Origin of the sequence: Dyella sp. ASV21, from assembly GCF_016428975.1 — a bacterium.
Lineage (GTDB): Bacteria > Pseudomonadota > Gammaproteobacteria > Xanthomonadales > Rhodanobacteraceae > Dyella.
In genome coordinates, this window is the sequence record NZ_JAELTT010000076.1 from 1 (window position 1) to 17,883 (window position 17,883).

The window sequence follows — 17,883 nt, forward strand, 5'->3', positions numbered from 1 at the left end:
GTCTTGAGGAACTCGGCCTTGGGCATCTTCACGTGCTTGACGAAGATCTCCATCAGCACGCGCTCGTGGTGACGGATGTCGTTGACCACTTCGCGCAGCTTGCGCACGAAGCCATCGATCAGCGCGGACGGCAGCTTGAGCTTGAGGAACTCCTCCGCCATCTGGTCACGCAGCTTCACGACCTTCTTGTCGTTGACGTCGGTGGCCTTGGGGGCGGCCTTCTGGAACTTGCCGTAGTAGTCGCGCAGCAGTTCCATGCGACGCTTGACCTCTTCCGGGTCGGGACCGGTCGGGCCGGCCTCCTCGTCCACGGCGGCATCGTCTTCTTCTTCGTCGACGTCGTCGCCGGCTTCGTCCAGCTCCACGTCGGCCGCGGCGGCCTGGGCTGCGTCGGCGGCTTCCTCGAGGTCGGCAAAGCCGGCCAGGATTTCGCTCAGGCGGCGCTTGCCGTCCAGATGCTGGTCGTATTCCTCGAGCAGCAGCTCGATGGTGAGCGGGAAGGTGGCCAGTGCGGTCTGCACTTGGCCCAGGCCTTCTTCGATGCGCTTGGCGATGGCGATTTCGCCTTCGCGCGTCAGCAGCTCCACCGTGCCCATTTCGCGCATGTACATGCGCACGGGGTCGGTGGTGCGGCCCACTTCGGAATCGACGGCCGACAGCAGCGCCACGGCTTCTTCCGCGGCGGCTTCGTCGTCGGTGGTGCTGCCCGCAGCGGTATCGGCGAGCGGATCGGCGTCCGGCGCCGCGTCGTGCACTTCGATGCCGACGCCCTTGAGCACCGCCATGATGTCTTCGATCTGCTCCGGATCGACGATGTCATCGGGCAGATGGTCGTTGATCTCGGCGTAGGTCAGGTAGCCCTGCTCCAGACCCTTGGAGATGAGCGCCTTGATTTCAGACTGTTGCTCGGGAGCTTTGTTGTTCATACCTACCGCCGCTTGTGCCGGAACCGATCAGTATACCGATGTGATGCTTTTTTGACCAGTTTTCAAGGAAGAAAAATGGGGACGGCCCTACGCAAAAATCGCGCCAAATGGCCATCTTCCGGAGATTTTTGTGTAAGGACGCGCAGTGCGCTGTTATCCGCGTGGATCACGGCGTCTCCAGCCAGAACGTCACCGGGCCGTCGTTGACCAGGTGAACTTGCATATGGGCGCCGAAGCGGCCGATTTCCACCCTGGGGTGCGCGGCGCGGGCCAACGCGACCAGGCGATCGAACCAGCGGCGGCCTTCTTCGGGGCTCGCGGCGCTGGTGAAGCTGGGGCGCATGCCCGAGCGGGTGTCGGCGGCCAGGGTGAACTGGCTGACCAGCAACAGCTCGCCACCGGCGTCGGTCAGCGAGCGGTTCATGCGGCCCTGTTCGTCGGCGAACACGCGGTAGCCCAGCAGGCGTTCGAGCATGCGGCGGGTGCGCGCTTCGTCGTCGCCCGGTTGCACCGCGACGAGCGCCAGCAGGCCGGGGCCGATCTGGCCCACGGTTTCGTGTTCGACGTCCACGCGAGCGGACAGGACGCGCTGAATCAGGGCGATCATGGAGGCGGCAGCCGAGGACAATGGCGCGAAGCTTAGGGCCTCACCGGCATCGACGGTAGCCTGACCAGTCGCCGATTGCCGCCTTGGTGCGGCTACACTGCGGCGCTCATGCGACTCGACATTACCCTCATCTATTGGCTGCTGCGCCTGATCGGCACGTTGCCGCTACGCCTGCTGCAGCGCATCGGCGCCGGTATCGGCAGGTTCTCGTTGTGGCGACACAGCCGCACCGCGCACTTCACCTCGGTCAACCTGCGCATCGTGCGTCCGGGCCTGGACGAGCCCGCGCACGCGACCCTGCTGCGCGAGGTGATGGCGGAGAGCGGTAAATCCGCGCTGGAGATCGCCAAGATCTGGGGCACCGATGCCGAGCGCGCGCTGGATCTGGTGCGCGAAGTGCGCGGCGAAGCCTTGTTCGATGCCGCGCTGGCGTCCGGCAAGGGCGTGATCATCGCCGCACCGCACCTGGGCTGCTGGGAGCTGCTCAACTATTGGCTGTGCCGCAAGACGCCAATGGCGATCCTGTATCGCCCGCCGCGCATCGCGGCGGTGGAGGGGTTGCTGCGCAAGGTGCGCGGCGCGCTGGCGCCCGAACAGGTGCGTGCCGAGGGCGCCGGCGTGCGTACGCTGTACAAGCGGCTGGCTGCGGGCGGCACGGTCGGCATCCTGCCGGATCAGAAGCCGCGTGGCGGCGAAGGCGAGTTCGCGCCCTTCTTTGGCCGCGATGCGCTGACCATGGTGCTGTTGCCGCGCCTGGCCGCGCGCACCGGCGCCACGGTGCTGTTCGCCTTCGCCGAGCGTTTGCCGCAGGGCGCGGGATACCGCATCCATCTGCTGCCGGCGCCGCAGGGTCTGGTCGATGCGGATCTCAAGGTGGCCTGCCGGGCACTCAACCAGGGCGTGGAGCAATGCGTGGAGCTGGCGTTTGCCCAGTACCAGTGGCATTACAAGCGCTACACCGCGGACGATCGGCCGAGCCCTTACGACACCGAGAACCACTGATCGCTCAGGGCGTGGGTCGCTCCAGGCGGCGCAGGAACACGGTCATCTCTTTCTCTGCCTGCTTGTCGCCGCGCGCCTGCGCGGCGGCGATGCCGTGCTGCCAGGCATCGGCGGCGGCGACGGTGTCGTTCAGGGCCACGCTGGCCTTGCCTAATAATTTCCAGGCCGCCGAATAGCCCGCATCGAAGATCACCGCCTGGCGCAGTTCCGTCGCCGCGCCTTCGGCATCGCCCGCTGCGAGCAAGGCGTTGCCGAGGGAGAAGCGCAGCAGCGCGCCGTCGCGCGGGCCGCCGCATTGGGCGCGCAGGTTGGCGATCAGCGTGGCGTTCATTGCAGGGCGCGGAAACGCCACTCGTCGACCTGATAGACGCGGGTCGGATGCGGCGGCTCTGACGGTACGCGACCTGCGCGCAGCTCACCCAGCGACTTGGCGGGCCAGATCACCACCCAGGTCGAGCGGAATGGCTGCACCAGCAACGGGTAGCGCAGGTCGGTGGGCTGGAGTTTCTCGGGGCGCGTCACGATCAGGCCATCGGGATGCTCGCGCACAAACGCTTGCAGCGAATCGCCCTCGCTGAGGCGTTCGATGGCATGCGTCAGGCGACCTTCGAAGTGGAACTGGCCCTCGTAGTTGCCCAGGTAGCCGATGGCGCGACCCTCGGCATCGGCGGCACCCAGCAGCTGGGCCGACGGCCGCAGGTCGAAGTTCTGCCACATGGTCAGCGTAAACAGCGTATTGAGCGCCAGCGTGCCGACCAGGCCGGCAAAAGCCAGCCGGCGCAGTTCACCGCGACCGCGCAGCAGCAACAGTGCGCCCAGCAACACGAACACCACGCTGAAGAAGCGGCTGTAGCGCTGGGTGCTGTCGAACCACTCGCCGTGCAGGCCGTTATGCGCGACCAGTACGGGCAGCACGAACAGGAACACGCCGAACAAGATGCCGCCCACGCCCAGCGGCCAGGTGCCCAGCCAGGCGGTGTTGGCCAGTTGCGGGCGACGCTCGCGCAGCACCGCCACCGCGCCGGCGATCAGCAAGGCGGCGCCGGCGTATTCCGGCAGCGGGTAATACAACTGCTTGCCGCTGATGAAGGAGAACGTCAGCATCACCGGCAGCAGCCAGCACAGCGCAAAACGCAGGCCCGCATCCAGCGGGCGGCGCAGCGTGGCCAGCGCCACCCAGGCGCGCGGCCAGCCACTGAACGGGAACAGCAGCGCCGGGATCATCGGCAGGTACCACCAGAACGGGCGGGCGTGGTCGAACGCATCCACCACGCGGCCGGCGGTCTGGGTAAAGAACAGGCGCTGGCGATACGCATCGCCACCGGCAAAGCCCGCCGGCAGAGCCCAGGCCAGCAGCATCGCGCCACCCAGCAGCAGGGCCAGCACGCCGCGGCCATACCAGCGCGCGCGGTTGTCGCGTGCCCAGTCGCTCCACAGCGGGCCGAGCAGCCAAGGGAAGACCACATGCAGGAACATCACCGGGCCCTTGGTGAGCAGGCCCAGGCCCACGCACAGCCCGAACAACACCCAGCGTGGTTCGGCGCGGTCGGCGCGCGAGGTCAGGCTCAGCAGCGCTGCCAGCACCCATACGGCGAGCAGTACCTCGTACATGATCTGCAAGCCGAACAGAAACGCGTAGCCCAGCGCCAGCAGCATCCAGGGCGCGCCCTTGGCCACCCACGGCTGTCGCGGGAACAGCCGCTGCGCCAGCAAGGAGACCAGCACCAGCTGGGTGCCACCGAAGATCACCTCCAGCACGCGCGGCCAAACGTCGCTTACGCCGAACACCAGCCAGCCGGCGTGGATCATCCAGAACAGCAGCGGCACCTTCTCGCTATAGGGCTGGCCGTTGATGTGCGGTACCAGCCACTGATGGTGGTTCCACATTTCCCAGGCCACGGCCAGCGTGCGCGTGGAATACAGCGGCATCGGCCCGTGGGAAAAGATCGCCAACAAGGCGGCCATTACCCATAGCGGGAGCCAGGGCCAAAGGGAGCGCAGGTGTTCGGAGCGGCTGTAGCTGCTGGATGCCACGGGCAGTCTTCTTGATTCGGTGGGCCGATTCTAGCCCGAGCCGGGGTTTCTCCACCCTTCCCCTGTGCCGGCGCGGGTTTAACCATCGCCCGGTGGCCTCTCGGCCACGCGGGGATGTGTGCTTATTCGCCGGCCGGGCCCCAGTAGCCGATGCGGCGACGGAGCTTGAGCTTTCGCCACAGGTTCCAGGGCTTGCGGCGACGGTTACGGCCGCCTGCAGCGATGAAGGTGTCGATCGCCCGCAGGATGCGTTCGCTGGATTGGCCATCGCGATAGGGGTGGATGGCATCGCCGTACTCGCGGATGGCCTGCATCAGCTCAGGCGGCCGTGCCAGTGCCCGCTCGATGGCCGGCTCGAACTGCGAGGCGTCGTCGATGTCGATCAGCTGCGGACCGGGGCGTCGATTCTTGAAAGTCACCACCGGTTTGCCGGTGAGCAGGAACTCGTTGAGTGCCGAGGAGGTATCCGAGCACATCATGTCGACCTGCGGGAACAGCTCCAGGATATTGTCGTTCTCCGCGAAGCTGAGGTACTCGTTCTGCAGCGCCTTGTACTTGGCCACCGTTTCCGGATTCATCTTGGGGTGGAAGGTGACGATCCAGCGCCAGCGACCATCGCGCGACAGCCGCTTCACTTCCTCGTACAGGGTTTCGGCCGCACTCCATGAGGGCGAGAAGGTGGAGTGGTAGAGGATCACGGGCGGCTGGCGCACCGGCGGAATGGGCCCGGTGATCTCCTTCATGAAGGGGTCGAGCTTGGGGAAGCCCGTCTCGATCACGGCGAAGTGGCCCACCCGGTCGGCGATTTCCTTGAACTTGGCGGTGTCGCGCGGCCCAGTGGTGCAGTACAGGTCGAAGAAGCCGCGCACATAAACATGGCGAGGCTTGCCGGCGTCGAAGCCGTGGAAGGTTTCCACTTTCACGCCCGGAAAGAAGTGCGGTACGGCATTGCTGGAGGTAATTACCGCCCGCGGCTTCCACGCGCGTACCTCCTGCACGGTGAGCAGGCGCTCCCCTTCCACCAGATCTTCGGCGCCGGGGCCATCGAAGAACCAGGCAGCTTCGTCGCCGCGGGCGCGGATGGCTTCCTGCACCGGGCGCAGAATGGCCAGCGCGTAGCGCTCGGAGCCGTAGAGAAGGTAATGCTGCTTGCTCATCGATCGATTCCGTGGCGGATCAAGGCGTCGGCGGCACTGTGCACCGAGGCCGGGTTGCGGCGCATCTCGTAGTAGCGCATGCGCTTGTAGGCGGCGTAGGAGGCGGCCGTCTGGGCGATCACGAAACCGCGCCAGCCGTCCAGGAAGGCCAGGCGGAACAGATAGTCCTTGAGGAAGGCCAGCAGGTACACAAGCGGCGTCTGCCACATGCGCACCGGCTTGTTCTTGTCCAGCCAGTCGCGGCATTTGAGTTCCGCATAACGCAGTACCTTGATCTGCTTCTCTGGCAGGCTGGGGTTGTTCTCGTGGTTGAACGGCGCGGTCAGTGTGATCGAGGGGCCATCGAAGCGCAGCGATTCGTGTACGCGCGCATCGGTCCAGCGGGCGCGATCGCGATGGAACAGACGCGCCATCTTCTCGCCCATCGCCGGCAGGTACCAGCGCATCGGTGCGCCCATGTAGATGGTGGCGCGACGCAGGAAGGCGGCGCAGGCACCGCTGGCCATCAGCTCCGGCAGGCGCTGCTCCAGCTCGGTCGCCAGGGCCGGTGTGAGGTATTCGTCGGCATCCAGCGCCAGGATCCACTCATGCTCGCATTGGGTGGTGGCGAAATTGCGCTGCGGGCCAAAGCCCAGCCACGGTTGATGCACCACGCGGGCGCCATGGGCCTGGGCGACGGCGACGGTGTCGTCGGTGCTGCCACTGTCGATCACCAGCTTTTCGGCGGCGAAGGGCACGCTGTCCAGGCAGCGGCCAATGCTTTTCGCCTCGTTGTAGGTGATCACCACGAGGGTAAGGGGGTAGGTGCGCATGCGCGCATGGTATCCCAACTCATGGCGTGGCCCAGGCGGTGCGGGTGCAGCGAGGGCGCCCCGGGCGGCGTGTTGAAATGGCGTCTTCAGGTGGCTGACGCTATTGTTAACTGGCTCATCCGGCGTACCCGCTCACCAGGCTTCAATGCATATTTCCGTCGTCGTACTTACTCACGAATGGCCGCAGGCGCTTGAGCTGGTCTTGCGCTCGCTGGCGCGGCAACACTGCCCCTGGCCGTGGGAGGTCATCGTGACTGACGATGGTTCGGGGCCGGACACGCTGGCCACCATCCAGCGCGTGGCCGAGCACTTTCCGGTACCGCTGCGCTATGTGTGGCAGCCGCACGCAGGCTTTCGCGCCGCGCGAGCGCGCAATCGCGGCATCGCGGCGGCGACGGGTGACTATGTGGTGTTGCTCGATGGCGACATGGTGCCGCAGTCGGCCTTCCTGCAGGACCACGTGGCGTTCGCCCGGCCGCAGGCTTTTTTGCAGGGAGGGCGCGTGCTGCTCAACGCGCCGCGCACGCAGCACCTGATCGCGGCGGGGCGTCTGGATATCGGGCCGTGGTCGCTGGGCCTGGATCGTCGCAGCAAGGCGCTGCGCATGCCCCTGCTGGCCCGCTGGAAGGCGCGTCCGCGCCACGATCTCGCCACCATCATGAGCTGCAATCAGTCGTACTGGCGCAGCGATTTGCTGGCGGTGAACGGCTTCGACGAGGCAATGGTGGGCTGGGGCTACGAGGACACCGAACTGGCGGCGCGCTGCCTGCATTACGGCCTCACCCGTTACAGCCTCAAGTTCTGCGCCATCGCCGCGCACCTGCATCACGCCTCGCGTGGCAGCCTGGGCAGCGAGAATCCAGGCAAGGCTCGTTTCGAGGCTACGCTGGCCAACAAGGTGGTGCGCTGCGAACGCGGCATCGATGGGCATTTGGCGGAGTTCGCCCAGCGCCCGGACGATTTGCGCCCCCGCCATCGCCAGGGAGTGTGAGCGTCGATGCGTATCAGCGTAGTGGTCATTACCTACAACTGGCCCACCGCACTGGCGCTGGTGCTCAAGGCGTTGGCGCGCCAGAGCGAGCTGCCGTACGAAGTGATCGTGACCGACGATGGCTCGCGTGAGGAAACGCGCGAACTGCTCGCGCGTCTTGCCCAGGATTACCCGTGTCGCCTGGTGCATGTGTGGCAACCCGACGATGGTGCGCGCATGAGTCGCGCGCGCAATCGCGGCATCGCGGCGGCGCGCGGGGATTACATCGTGTTGCTCGACGGCGACATGGTCACCGAGCGCCACTTCATCGCCGATCATCGCCGCTTTGCGCGTCAGGGATGTTTCATCCAGGGTTCGCGCGTGCTGCTGGACGAGGGTAATTCCCGTCGCCTGATGGATCAGGGTGATACCGAGGTGGGCTTTTTCACGCCAGGTATCGAGCGTCGTCGTCATACGCTGCGCCTGCCTTGGCTGGCTGGCCTGTATGCCAAACCGTCGCAACGCACCAAGGGCATCAAGAGCTGCAACATGGCGTTCTGGCGCGAGGATCTCATTCGTATCAACGGCTTCAACGAGGCGATGACCGGCTGGGGTCGTGAAGACCTGGAACTGGCCATTCGTGGGCTGCACGCAGGCCTATGGCGGCGCGATGTGCGCTTCAGTGCGTTGGCCTGGCACCTGTATCACCGTTCGCGCAAGCACGATCGACGCGATAACCCGAACGACGCCGTGGTGGAAGCCACGCGGGCCACACGGGCGGTGCGCTGCACGTTGGGGTTGGAGCAGCACTTGGCGGAGTTCGCCGTGCCGCCGCGGGCGCTGACCGACGGTCAGGGCTCGCGCAGCAGCTGATCGATCGTGCGGCCCAACTGCGCGGGGAAGGCGTGCTGCACCTTCAGGAACCAGGCACGAGCACGGTCACCCACGTGTTCGCGTTGTTCCGGGGTCATGGCAGCGGCGGTGGCAATGACCCGCTCCAGATCCTCCGGTTCGAAGGCGTAGCGGGTTGCCAGCTGGCATTCTCCGCATGGCGAGGCGGCCACCAGCAGGCCGCGTTCGGCACTGACCAGTTCGTTCATCGGTGGCGCGTCGCAGGTGATGACCACGGCGCGGCAGCTCATGGCTTCTACCAGGTAGTGCCCCCAGCCTTCGGTTTCCGATAGGCACAGGTGGAACGCGTGGCTGTTCTGCAGTGTGCGCAGTTCGTCGTCCGGCACGCGCTCGACGCGGTGGTGGATATTGGGTGCCACCACGGCATGGGCGGGATCGACCACTTCGGGCGACTGCAGCACCGTGAGCATGGGCCATTCCGGGTGACGCTGCCACACTTCGAGCAGGCGCGCGGTGCCTTTCATGGTGCTGGCCCCCGCCACATGCAGGAAGTCCGCGCGTTTGGGCTCGTCGGGATCCAGACGGTCACAGCTGGTAAAGCCGATCGGCAGCACTTGTCGAGCAATGGGGGTAAAGATCGCTTTGCCGACGGCGGTTTTGGTAAGCACGCCGTCGTAGTGGCCCACAAAGCGCTGGCTGATCGGCGGGAACCACTCCGGGTGCGGCAGGATCAAGTTGAATCGGGCCAGGCTAAAAAAGCGCGGGCGCACCGTTTCCAAAGCGATGTTTACGTCGTAGCGGCGCGGCTTGCGGCCCAACGATTTGGCCCAGTGCCACCACAGGCTCAGCCGTTGCCCCACGGCTCGCCAGCGGCCATCCTGCCAGCGTGGTCCCAATCGAGTGATGCGCACCTCATGCCCCTGCTCCCGCAGGGCTTGCTCAACCAGTCGAAGATCGTGGCTCAAGCCGCGCTGGTTGTCCCAGGCAAGCAAATGGATGAGGGCCATTTATCCAGCCGTTTGCGTAGGGGCGCCGAAGATCATGCGCCGATGCTGGTACGCGATGCTCAATACCAACCCCAGCACGAAGAACATGTAGATGGATTGAGGCATCGGACGATAAAACACGTTGTCGGTCAGGGCGCACAGCGCGAACAGTAACACCACGCCCGCACCTGCGCCGGCTTGCGTGGCCACTCGTTCACAGGGGTCGCCGGCATGGCGCAGGAAGTAGATCAGTGGCAGTACGAAAATCAAGATGATGGTGATGCCACCCGTCACTCCCAGGGTGGATAACGCTTCAAGGTATTCGCTGTGCGGATGCTGATACTTTGCGATGCTTTCGTTGGCGTTGCCCAGGGCCACCTGGGCTTGGGAGTACTTGCCGAACTGGTTTACGCCCACGCCGTTCCACGGGTGCTCGCGGAACGCGCGCCAGGCCGTGCGCCACATTTCCAGGCGCTCGCGCACAGCGCCATTGGCGCGGGCGGGACTGTAAGACACGACTTCGGTGTGAACTTCCAGAAAGCGTTCGCGAATCTTGTCATTGAGTGACAGCGAGCCGCCGCCGATCAGCAATAACGCCCCTGCAACGGCGCCAGCAGTGAACGACCAGGCGCGCTGGCGGTGAAAGTGCAGCGACAGCACCAATACCAACGCCACGGCAAAGGCCAGCAGCGGACCGCGACTTTGCGTAAGCAGCGCGCCATAGAACGTCATGGCTGCGGCGACGCCATGGAGCAATCGGAGCGGCTTCGGGCATGGGCGGCGCATGAGCTGGATGATGGCGAGCAACGACATGGCCAGCATCACCATGGCGTACTCGATCGAACCCCAGTCCTTGCCGTTCAGTCCGTAAGGTCGCGGGATGTCCTGAAGGTAGTGCTGCCAAAGGCTGGTGCCGCCAAGCAGGATCGCCGTGGCACTCACCATCGCCCAGAACAAGTGCTCTTTCCAGGGCCGGGCGAATAGCGCGGAGAGAATGACGAACAGCAGGATCTGCGATGGCAGGTCGGCCTGCTTCCAGCCCAGGTGGTGGATCTGGATGTTGATCAGGTTGATGATCATATGCAGCAGGAACACTGCAACGATCAGGGCCGCCGAGCGGTATGCCTGGCGCGTATCCGCCCGGGTGCACAGGGTGACGATGCCCCACACGAACGCGATGCCTACCAGCACGGTCTTGATGTCGTAAGGCGTTGTAAAGCAGAACGGCAGGGTCGACAACAAGGCTGCAGCGGCCCAGGCGCTATAGGTGCCGGCTTTGCGATGATGGGTGTCTGGGATGGAGCCAGTCATTCTGATGTTCTATTCACGACCAATGGAGCCAGGCTGCCTACACAAAGGGTCGGCCGGCGAGAGCATAAGGCAAGCGGGTCGCACGATCTGACGGTTGGCTCCTCTATCTGAAGCACTATTCATCTAACTGTGCGTTTCATTTATGAGCGCGCGGCTTCAGTCGTCGGGGTTGTTGGCGGGCACGCGGTCCACGCTCTCGTCCGGCAGGCAGCCCGGCACCACGGCGTCGGCCTTGAACATCCACCACTCACGCCGGTTGGCGTGACCCAGGCTGGTGGCCTTGCTGCGGTCCACGCATTGAGCCATGACCGGGTCGAGGGCGAACAGCCAGCGGTGCGCCGGGTCCTGCGCCTGCCAGGTAACGGCGGCGGCGTACTGGTCATGCCAGGGCTGGGTGAACCCGAAGTCGACGGCGGGGCGATCCAGCATCAGCAGGTTCTGTTCCTTCCAGGCCACCATGCCCAGTTCGTCACCGGGGCCGAGTTTGCTGCGCACCTCGGCCATCAGGCCGGCCGAGGAGCTGGAGTCGTTGAGGATGGGATAGGCCCAGAGGCTCCATACCAGCCACATCGCCGCCATACCGCCCGCCACGGCCGCTACCGCGCGCCGCAGGCGCAGGGTGGCGATCAGCAACAGTTGGATGAGGCCTATGCAGACAAACATAAGCCACAGCGCGTGGCCGCCGTCCTCGAAGCCGCGTGCGGTGGCAAAGTCGCTGGCGAACTTGGGGTGCGCCAGCAGGGCCGCGCCACCCACCAGCAGCATGGCGGTGCCCATCAGCCCGATAAAGGACAGTCCGGCCGCGCGCAGCCAGCGCTTCTTCAGCAGCTCGTCCAGGTACGGCGCGGAGATCAGGGCCAGCATGGGCAACGCCGGCATGATGTAGACGTCGCGCTTGCCCTTGGGGATGGAAAAGAACACCAGCAGCAGCACGATCCAGCCGAGCGGCAGCAGGATGCGCGCATCCTTGGCCTTGAGCGCCTGCCACCAGCGCGGCAGCGTGCCGGGATAGGTCAGCGACAGCGGCAACCAGGTAAACAGGATGATTGGTATGTAGTAGAGCGCCGGATGGTGGTGATCCCACGACTTGCTGTAACGGCCCGCCGTCTGGTGGAACAGGATGTCGTGCACGTACTCCGCATAGGCCGGGTCGCCGGCGTGGGCCTTGGCGCCCAGCAGCATGGGTAGCAGCCATAGCGCCATCGCTGCCGCCAGCGCCACCAGGCCCAGCAGCCAGCGCCACCAGGCACCCGCACCCGGTCGCGACACGCCGTGCCATTGGCCGAACAGAGCCACCAGATAGGGCACGAACAGCAGCAGTGCCAGCACGCCGACGCCCTTGGTGATGATGCCCAGGCCAGCGCAGAAGCAGCCGAACCAGTAGGCCCGCCAATGCGGCCCCTTGAGCATATGCACCAGCAGACCCCAGTTGGCGGCGGTGATGTAGCCGAGCACCAAGGGGTCGATCTGCGCGCGCTTGGTCTGGTAAATGAACTGGAACGTGATCAGCAGCGCCGAGGCGGCATACAGGCCCACCTGCCGGTTCCACAGTCGGCGACCCAGGTCATAGACCAACAGCAGGCTGGCCAGTGCGGCCAGTAGCGAGGGCAGCAGGAAGGCGATGCGCCAGTTGCGCACCGCCTGATAGCTGGCCGCTTCCAGCCAGAACAGCATGGGCGGCTTGTCCGAGTACAGCTCGCTGCCACGATGCGGGAACAACCAGTCGCCGCTCTCCACCATTTGCTTGGCGGCAAGCGCGAAGCGCGGCTCGTCCGAGGGCCAGGGATCGCGCAGGCCCATGCCGGCGCCGATCACTACCAGGGCGATCAGCAACAAGAGCCAGAAGCGGCGGCGTTCCTGGGGCGTGGCTTGGGATGAAGCGAGCATGCGTGGGTTCCGGAGCGGCATGGCCGCGTCGCAAACAAGTAACTACAGGCCCGCGCCCCCACACGCAGACCCCCTCAGTGGCGCCGATTCACGCGGTCGCGTCAGGCCTTTTCAAGGACGGCATAGTACATGCCGTCCAGGTCGCCATCGCCCGGCAGTATCTGCCAACCCACGCTGGCGGGCTGGCCGACGGCCAGCTCGATCGCGGCGACGCGGGCATCCGGCTGGTTTGCCAGCCATTCGCCGACGACGCCTTCGTTCTCGGCCCGCAACAGGGCGCAGGTGATGTAGATCAGGCGGCCGCCCGGGGCCAGCAGGGGCCATAGCGCGGCGAGGATGCGTTTCTGCTGGGCCACCAAGGGGGCGATATCGCTGTCACGGCGGTGCAGGCGCACATCCGGTCGGCGGCGAAGCACGCCGGTGGCCGAGCACGGGGCGTCGATAAGAATGCGGTCGAACAGCTGGCCATCCCACCAGGGCGCCGGCTCCCCCGCGTCGCCGATCACCACCTTGGCGCGCAAGCCCAGGCGTTCCAGGTTCTGGTGGATGCGCTGGGCACGCTTGGCGTCGAACTCCAGGGCGGTCATCGCCACGTCGGCTCGCTCCAGTAGATGGCAAGCCTTACCCCCTGGCGCGGCGCAGGCGTCCAGCACGCGTTGGCCATCACGCAGGTCGGCGAGATCGGCGGCGATCTGGGCGGCGCCATCCTGTACGGCAAACTCGCCGGCGGCGAAACCGGGCATGCGTGTCACGTCGGCGCTGTGTGGCAACACGATGCCGTCAGTGAGCCAGGGATGCGCGTCGGCCGTATAGCCATCCGCACGCAAACGTTCGATCAGGTCGTCGCGCCGGGCGCGGCGGCGGTTCACGCGCAGCATCAGTGGTGGCTCGCGATTATCGGCGGCCATTACCGCATCGGCCTGCGCGGGCCAGTCGCGAGCCAGTGCCTTGGCCAGCCACACCGGATGCGCATGCCGTGTCTGCGGCTTGGCATCGAGTGCCGCGAGCAGCTCGGCACGCTCGCGCTGCCAGCGGCGCAGTACGGCATTTACCAGCCCCGCCATGCGCGGTCGTTGCAGCGCTCGGGCTGCCTGCACGGTGGCGGCCACGGCGGCGTAGTCCGGCAGCTGCAGGATCTCCAGCTGCACCAAACCCAGCACCAGCAGCGCGTGGATGGCCGGCTCCTTCTGCCGCAGCGGTTTCTCCAGCAGGCGGTCGAGCGCGCTGTCGAAACGCAGCCACCAGCGCGAACCATCGCTCAGCAGCGCCATCAACAGGGCGCGATCACGTGGGTCGGCGAGCCGCGGCGCGTAGCGCTCCATGGCGTCGCGTAGCGAGGCGCCGCGCAGGGCGACGTCGGCGAGGGCTTGGGCAGCAAGGGCGCGTGTGTCGGTCATCGAGCCAGAAGATAGTGGAGAGAAGTGAGTGGCGAGAGTGGAAACATCGTTAGAACCCCGGACCGTAGCCGATATCCCGTGGTGCTTCGGTACACGCCGCGATACCTGGTTTGCGGTGAGGCCAGCATCCCGGCGCACTACCTTTTCGCCCGAAGGACGACTCAGGCGGGTCGGGTCTTCAGGGCATTGAGGTAATCGGCGGCACTGATGCGCTTGCCGCCCGCGCGTTGCAGCGCGGTGATGCGCAGCGCGCCTTCGCCGCAGGCCACATCGATGCCTTCACGGCTCATGCCCAGCACGCTGCCGGGAACGGCCACGGCGTCGGCGGGGACGGCTCGCGCGGCCCAGATGCGCAGCAGTTCGCTACCCACCTCGCCCTCGGCCACCGGCCAAGGGTCGAACGCACGCACCTTGCGCTCCAGCTCGGCCGCTGGGCGGGTGAAGTCCAAACGTGCCTCGGCCTTGTCCAGCTTGTGCGCGTAGGTCACGCCTTCTTCCGGCTGCGGTCGGACGGCAAGCGTTTCGCCGGCCAGTACGCGAGCCAGGCCCTCGGCGAGCACCTCGGCACCCAGCGCGGAAAGGCGGTCATGCAGCGAACCGCCGGTGTCGTCGGGGCTGATCGGCGTGCGTCGTTCCAGCAGCACCGGGCCGGTATCCAGGCCGGCTTCCATTTGCATCAGATCGACGCCGCTCTCGGCATCGCCCGCCAGGATGGCGCGCTGGATCGGCGCGGCGCCGCGCCAGCGCGGCAGCAGGCTGGCATGCACGTTCCAGCAGCCCAGGCGCGGCGTAGCCAATACCTTGCGCGGCAGGATCAGGCCATAGGCCACCACCACCATCAGGTCCGGCGCATAAGCCGCCAGGGTGGCGCGCGTTTCGGGCGATTTGAGCGACTCGGGCTGCTCGACCGGAATGCCGGCCTCCAGCGCCGCCTGCTTTACCGGGCTGGGCGTGAGCTTGCGGCCGCGCCCGGCTGGGCGGTCCGGCTGGGTGTATACGGCCACCACCTCGGCGCCGCTGGCGCGGCAGGCTTCGAGGCAGGGAACGGAAAACTCGGGAGTGCCCGCGAAGACGACGCGCAGCTTCAAGCGCTGGCCGCCTGCTTGCGCTGTTTTTCCAGGCGCTTGAGCAGCATGGAGCGCTTGAGTGGCGAGAGGTAATCGACGAACACCTTGCCGGCCAGGTGATCCAGCTCATGCTGGATGCACACGGCGAGCGGGCCTTCGGCTTCGTAGACGAACTCGTTGCCGTCCACGTCGTGCGCCTTCACCTTGACCTTCAGTGCGCGCGTCACATCGGCATAGATGCCGGGGAACGACAGGCAGCCTTCCTGGTACACCTGGGCGCCATCCTTCTCGATGATCTGCGCATTGATCAGCGCCAGCGGCTCGTTGCGCTCGTCGCTCATGTCGGCCACCAGCACTTGCCGGTGCACGTTGACCTGGGTGGCCGCCAGACCCACGCCGTTGGCGGCATACATGGTCTCGAACATGTCGGCCACGAATTGCTTCAGCTCGGCGTCGAACACGCGCACTGGCTCGGCCTTGGTGCGCAGGCGGGGGTCGGGGAATTCGATGATGGTCAGAACGGACATGGTTTTACCTCAGCGCGCAAACTGCGGGCGAATCGGTGAAATCCAAGCCCAGGCGCGATCTAGAATGACCCTCATTGTACGCCGCCAAGCCCCCGTCTGGCATGCCGTTTTGCCAACTGGGACTGGTTGCGTGAACAAGTGGTTCGGTTACACTCGCCCGAGCGTCGGGGGATGGGGGATTCCCGTTTATGATCAGAAAGTCCATTGGGCTGCTGGCCGGCATGCTGGTCACGGTGGCCGTTTATGCTGCGGGCGCGCAACTGCGTGCCGATCACCCCGATACCTATACGGTGCGCAAGGGCGATACGCTCTGGGCGATCTCTGCACGTTTCCTGTCCAAGCCCTGGCTATGGCCGGAGATCTGGCAGGCCAACCCGCAGGTGCAGAACCCGCACCTGATTTATCCGGGCGATGTGCTCAATCTCTCCTTCATCAATGGCCCGCACCTTGGCTTGCAGCCGCGTGTGCGTACCGAGGGTGAGGCGATTCCGGCCATTCCGCTGTCGCAGCTGCAAATTTTCCTCAAGGAAATGCGTGTGCTCGACTCCAATGAAGTCTCCGCGCTGCCCTATGTGGTGGGCTTTGAGGAGGCGGATTTGCGCGGCACGGTGGGTCGTAACGTCTACGTGCGCAATCTCAACGCCCAGCCGGGCCAGCGCTTTGTGATCGTGCGTCCTACCCAGGTCTTCCGCAATTTCGACGAGAGCAAGGGCCGCGACAACGGCGCCGACCTGGTGGGCCATCCGCTCGACAGCGACGTGTCGATGACGCGTACGCCGTGGAAGGAGGATTTCCGCGACGACGGTCACTACGGCCGTGGCAAGGAGATCGGCACCGAGGTCACGGTGATCGGCAATGCCGAAGTGCTGCGCACCGGTGATCCGTCCACCTTGCTCCTGCTGGACTCCACCATGGAGATCCGCAAGGGCGATCGCATCATGCCGGTCGACGACAAGCCCTACGATCCGTACTACTACCCGCATGCACCCAAATCGCTGGCGGGCAATGCGCGCGTGATCGCCTTTACCGATGCCTACGATGCCGTGGGTCCGCACCAGGTGGTGGCGCTCAATATCGGCGCTAAGGATGGCGTAGAGAACGGCCAGACCTACTCCATCTACCAGCCGGGCGAGACCATCGCAGACGACGTCGCCAGCGATAGCTGGGATCGTGGCACCGGCAAAAAGGTGACCTTGCCGCAGGAGTTCGTGGGCCACGTGATGGTGTTCCGCACCTTTGATCGCGTGAGCTACGGCTTGATCATGGATGGCCTGCGCCCGGTGCATAAACGGGACAAGCTTGAACTGCCTGAGTAAGCCTGGCGATACCCGATGACGTAACGGCGCGGTGTCCACCGCGCCGTTTTCATTGGTGGGTGCGCCTAGGCTTAGCGGTATGAGTGATGCCGCGCGCTACCGCCCCTGGCTGTTACTGCTGCGTACCCCCGGCCTGGGCCCCGCTGGCCTGCGCGAACAACTGGCGGCTCATCACGGCGATGCCGCCGCCGTATGGGAGGCGCTGCGCGCCCGGGCCGCCAGCCTGCCGGAGCCCGCTCGCCACTGGCTGCAGCGGCCTGACGAGCGCCGGCTTGCGGCCGATCAGGCCTGGCTGGAGGCTCCTGATCATCGCCTGCTGGTGTGCACCGACGAGGATTTCCCGCCCTTGCTGGAGGCCATCGCGCAGCCGCCGGCGGCCCTGTTCGTGGCGGGGCAGGCCAGCCTGCTGCTGCAGCCCCAGGTGGCGATCGTGGGCGCCCGCGCGGCCAGCCTGGGTGGGCGCGGCCATGCGCGCGCATTCGCCACCGCGTTGGGGCTGGCCGGCTTCGTGATTGTCAGCGGCATGGCCGATGGCATCGATGGAGCCGCTCACCTGGGCGCATTGGATGCCGATTTGCCCACTGTCGCCGTCATCGGTACCGGGGCGGATCGGGTGTATCCGCGCAAACACCATGAATTGGCCCGGCGCATTGCGGCCCAGGGCGCGCTCGTCAGCGAATTTCCGCCGGGCACGCCTGCGCGCGCCGACCATTTTCCGCGCCGCAACCGGCTACTGGCCGGGTTGGCGCTGGGAACCCTGGTGATCGAGGCCGGACTGCAATCGGGGTCCCTGATTACCGCCCGGCTGGCGGTCGAAAGCGGGCGCGAGGTGTTCGCGTTGCCCGGTTCCATTCATAATCCGCTCGCCCAAGGGTGTCATCGTCTCATTCGCGATGGTGCCCGGCTGGTGGAAACGGCCAGCGAAATGGTGGAAGTGCTGACGCCAGGGGCGATTGCCCTGGGGCGCGAACTGGCTTGCCGGCTCGATACCCTTGTTACTCCAGCCTGCCCCCAGGACGCCGATACCGATAC

General features: G+C 65.9%; 17 protein-coding genes. 5 read left to right on the plus strand and 12 right to left on the minus strand.

The genetic code is table 11. From position 1 onward, the window contains the following. Both JHD67_RS18215 and dtd read right to left on the minus strand, forming a co-directional pair. Positions 1 to 926 (minus strand): RNA polymerase sigma factor region1.1 domain-containing protein (locus JHD67_RS18215; RefSeq protein ID WP_304487906.1); only part of this gene is annotated, 926 nt, incomplete at its 3' end. 166 nt (positions 927 to 1,092) lie between these two features. Next, positions 1,093 to 1,533: a D-aminoacyl-tRNA deacylase gene (gene dtd, locus JHD67_RS18220; RefSeq protein WP_199100615.1), complete on the minus strand. Its 441-nt coding sequence runs from the start codon at positions 1,531 to 1,533 to the stop codon at positions 1,093 to 1,095. 108 nt (positions 1,534 to 1,641) lie between these two features. Here dtd and JHD67_RS18225 point away from each other — a divergent pair, with 108 nt between their 5' ends. Beyond that, positions 1,642 to 2,535, plus strand: coding sequence for a lipid A biosynthesis acyltransferase (locus tag JHD67_RS18225; RefSeq protein ID WP_199100616.1), 894 nt, complete (start codon positions 1,642 to 1,644; stop codon positions 2,533 to 2,535). 4 nt (positions 2,536 to 2,539) lie between these two features. On the opposite strand, the gene JHD67_RS18230 is transcribed toward JHD67_RS18225, so the two are convergent. From JHD67_RS18230 to JHD67_RS18245, 4 genes are all read right to left on the minus strand, one after another. After that, the gene (locus JHD67_RS18230) at positions 2,540 to 2,866 is read right to left on the minus strand and encodes a hypothetical protein (RefSeq protein WP_199100617.1); all 327 of its coding nucleotides are present in this window, start codon (positions 2,864 to 2,866) and stop codon (positions 2,540 to 2,542) included. Beyond that, a complete protein-coding gene (locus JHD67_RS18235) occupies positions 2,863 to 4,569 on the minus strand; it encodes a glycosyltransferase family 39 protein (protein WP_199100618.1) in 1,707 nt (568 codons plus the stop codon). Before JHD67_RS18235 ends, JHD67_RS18230 begins: the two co-directional genes overlap by 4 nt. 122 nt (positions 4,570 to 4,691) lie before the next feature. After that, positions 4,692 to 5,726, minus strand: coding sequence for a CDP-glycerol glycerophosphotransferase family protein (locus JHD67_RS18240; RefSeq protein ID WP_199100619.1), 1,035 nt, complete (start codon positions 5,724 to 5,726; stop codon positions 4,692 to 4,694). After that, positions 5,723 to 6,538 carry a glycosyltransferase family 2 protein gene (locus JHD67_RS18245; RefSeq protein WP_199100620.1) on the minus strand — a complete coding sequence of 272 codons (816 nt, stop codon included), beginning with the start codon at positions 6,536 to 6,538 and terminating at the stop codon, positions 5,723 to 5,725. The genes JHD67_RS18240 and JHD67_RS18245 overlap by 4 nt, the downstream gene beginning before the upstream one ends. A gap of 145 nt (positions 6,539 to 6,683) precedes the next feature. Between JHD67_RS18245 and JHD67_RS18250 the strand changes: the two genes are divergently transcribed. Beyond that, complete coding sequence (locus JHD67_RS18250; RefSeq protein WP_199100621.1) at positions 6,684 to 7,529, plus strand: glycosyltransferase family 2 protein; 846 nt, start codon at positions 6,684 to 6,686, stop codon at positions 7,527 to 7,529. A gap of 6 nt (positions 7,530 to 7,535) precedes the next feature. After that, positions 7,536 to 8,381 carry a glycosyltransferase family 2 protein gene (locus JHD67_RS18255; RefSeq protein WP_199100622.1) on the plus strand — a complete coding sequence of 282 codons (846 nt, stop codon included), beginning with the start codon at positions 7,536 to 7,538 and terminating at the stop codon, positions 8,379 to 8,381. Here JHD67_RS18255 and JHD67_RS18260 read toward each other — a convergent pair. The 6 genes from JHD67_RS18260 to def all read right to left on the minus strand — a co-directional run bounded on the left by JHD67_RS18260 (position 8,360) and on the right by def (position 15,535). Then, positions 8,360 to 9,367, minus strand: coding sequence for a glycosyltransferase (locus JHD67_RS18260; RefSeq protein WP_199100623.1), 1,008 nt, complete (start codon positions 9,365 to 9,367; stop codon positions 8,360 to 8,362). The genes JHD67_RS18255 and JHD67_RS18260 overlap by 22 nt on opposite strands. Next, positions 9,368 to 10,657 (minus strand): O-antigen ligase family protein, encoded by a 1,290-nt coding sequence (locus tag JHD67_RS18265; RefSeq protein WP_199100624.1) that lies wholly within the window; start codon positions 10,655 to 10,657, stop codon positions 9,368 to 9,370. 156 nt (positions 10,658 to 10,813) lie between these two features. After that, the gene (locus JHD67_RS18270) at positions 10,814 to 12,544 is read right to left on the minus strand and encodes a glycosyltransferase family 39 protein (RefSeq protein ID WP_199100625.1); all 1,731 of its coding nucleotides are present in this window, start codon (positions 12,542 to 12,544) and stop codon (positions 10,814 to 10,816) included. A 101-nt stretch (positions 12,545 to 12,645) separates the two neighbouring features. After that, positions 12,646 to 13,941, minus strand: a complete 1,296-nt coding sequence (rsmB, locus tag JHD67_RS18275) for a 16S rRNA (cytosine(967)-C(5))-methyltransferase RsmB (RefSeq protein ID WP_199100626.1) — start codon at positions 13,939 to 13,941, stop codon at positions 12,646 to 12,648. Between the two features lie 161 nt (positions 13,942 to 14,102). Next, complete coding sequence (fmt, locus tag JHD67_RS18280; protein WP_233172039.1) at positions 14,103 to 15,029, minus strand: methionyl-tRNA formyltransferase; 927 nt, start codon at positions 15,027 to 15,029, stop codon at positions 14,103 to 14,105. Beyond that, complete coding sequence (gene def, locus JHD67_RS18285) at positions 15,026 to 15,535, minus strand: peptide deformylase (protein WP_199100627.1); 510 nt, start codon at positions 15,533 to 15,535, stop codon at positions 15,026 to 15,028. Before def ends, fmt begins: the two co-directional genes overlap by 4 nt. 188 nt (positions 15,536 to 15,723) lie before the next feature. Between def and JHD67_RS18290 the strand changes: the two genes are divergently transcribed. Further along, positions 15,724 to 16,851, plus strand: a complete 1,128-nt coding sequence (locus JHD67_RS18290; RefSeq protein WP_199100628.1) for a LysM domain-containing protein — start codon at positions 15,724 to 15,726, stop codon at positions 16,849 to 16,851. 79 nt (positions 16,852 to 16,930) lie between these two features. Beyond that, positions 16,931 to 17,883: DNA-processing protein DprA (dprA, locus tag JHD67_RS18295; protein WP_199100629.1), on the plus strand; the 953-nt coding region annotated here is incomplete at its 3' end.

What these genes read in the sequence shown, in the direction of transcription:
- JHD67_RS18260 (WP_199100623.1), bottom strand. Translation starts at nt 9,367, where the DNA reads ATGGCCCTCATCCATTTGCTTGCCTGGGACAACCAGCGCGGCTTGAGC.
- def (WP_199100627.1), bottom strand. Translation starts at nt 15,535, where the DNA reads ATGTCCGTTCTGACCATCATCGAATTCCCCGACCCCCGCCTGCGCACC.
- JHD67_RS18245 (WP_199100620.1), bottom strand. Translation starts at nt 6,538, where the DNA reads ATGCGCACCTACCCCCTTACCCTCGTGGTGATCACCTACAACGAGGCG.
- JHD67_RS18265 (WP_199100624.1), bottom strand. Translation starts at nt 10,657, where the DNA reads ATGACTGGCTCCATCCCAGACACCCATCATCGCAAAGCCGGCACCTAT.
- JHD67_RS18290 (WP_199100628.1), top strand. Translation starts at nt 15,724, where the DNA reads ATGATCAGAAAGTCCATTGGGCTGCTGGCCGGCATGCTGGTCACGGTG.
- JHD67_RS18225 (WP_199100616.1), top strand. Translation starts at nt 1,642, where the DNA reads ATGCGACTCGACATTACCCTCATCTATTGGCTGCTGCGCCTGATCGGC.
- JHD67_RS18255 (WP_199100622.1), top strand. Translation starts at nt 7,536, where the DNA reads ATGCGTATCAGCGTAGTGGTCATTACCTACAACTGGCCCACCGCACTG.
- rsmB (WP_199100626.1), bottom strand. Translation starts at nt 13,941, where the DNA reads ATGACCGACACACGCGCCCTTGCTGCCCAAGCCCTCGCCGACGTCGCC.
- JHD67_RS18240 (WP_199100619.1), bottom strand. Translation starts at nt 5,726, where the DNA reads ATGAGCAAGCAGCATTACCTTCTCTACGGCTCCGAGCGCTACGCGCTG.
- JHD67_RS18230 (WP_199100617.1), bottom strand. Translation starts at nt 2,866, where the DNA reads ATGAACGCCACGCTGATCGCCAACCTGCGCGCCCAATGCGGCGGCCCG.
- JHD67_RS18270 (WP_199100625.1), bottom strand. Translation starts at nt 12,544, where the DNA reads ATGCTCGCTTCATCCCAAGCCACGCCCCAGGAACGCCGCCGCTTCTGG.
- JHD67_RS18250 (WP_199100621.1), top strand. Translation starts at nt 6,684, where the DNA reads ATGCATATTTCCGTCGTCGTACTTACTCACGAATGGCCGCAGGCGCTT.
- dtd (WP_199100615.1), bottom strand. Translation starts at nt 1,533, where the DNA reads ATGATCGCCCTGATTCAGCGCGTCCTGTCCGCTCGCGTGGACGTCGAA.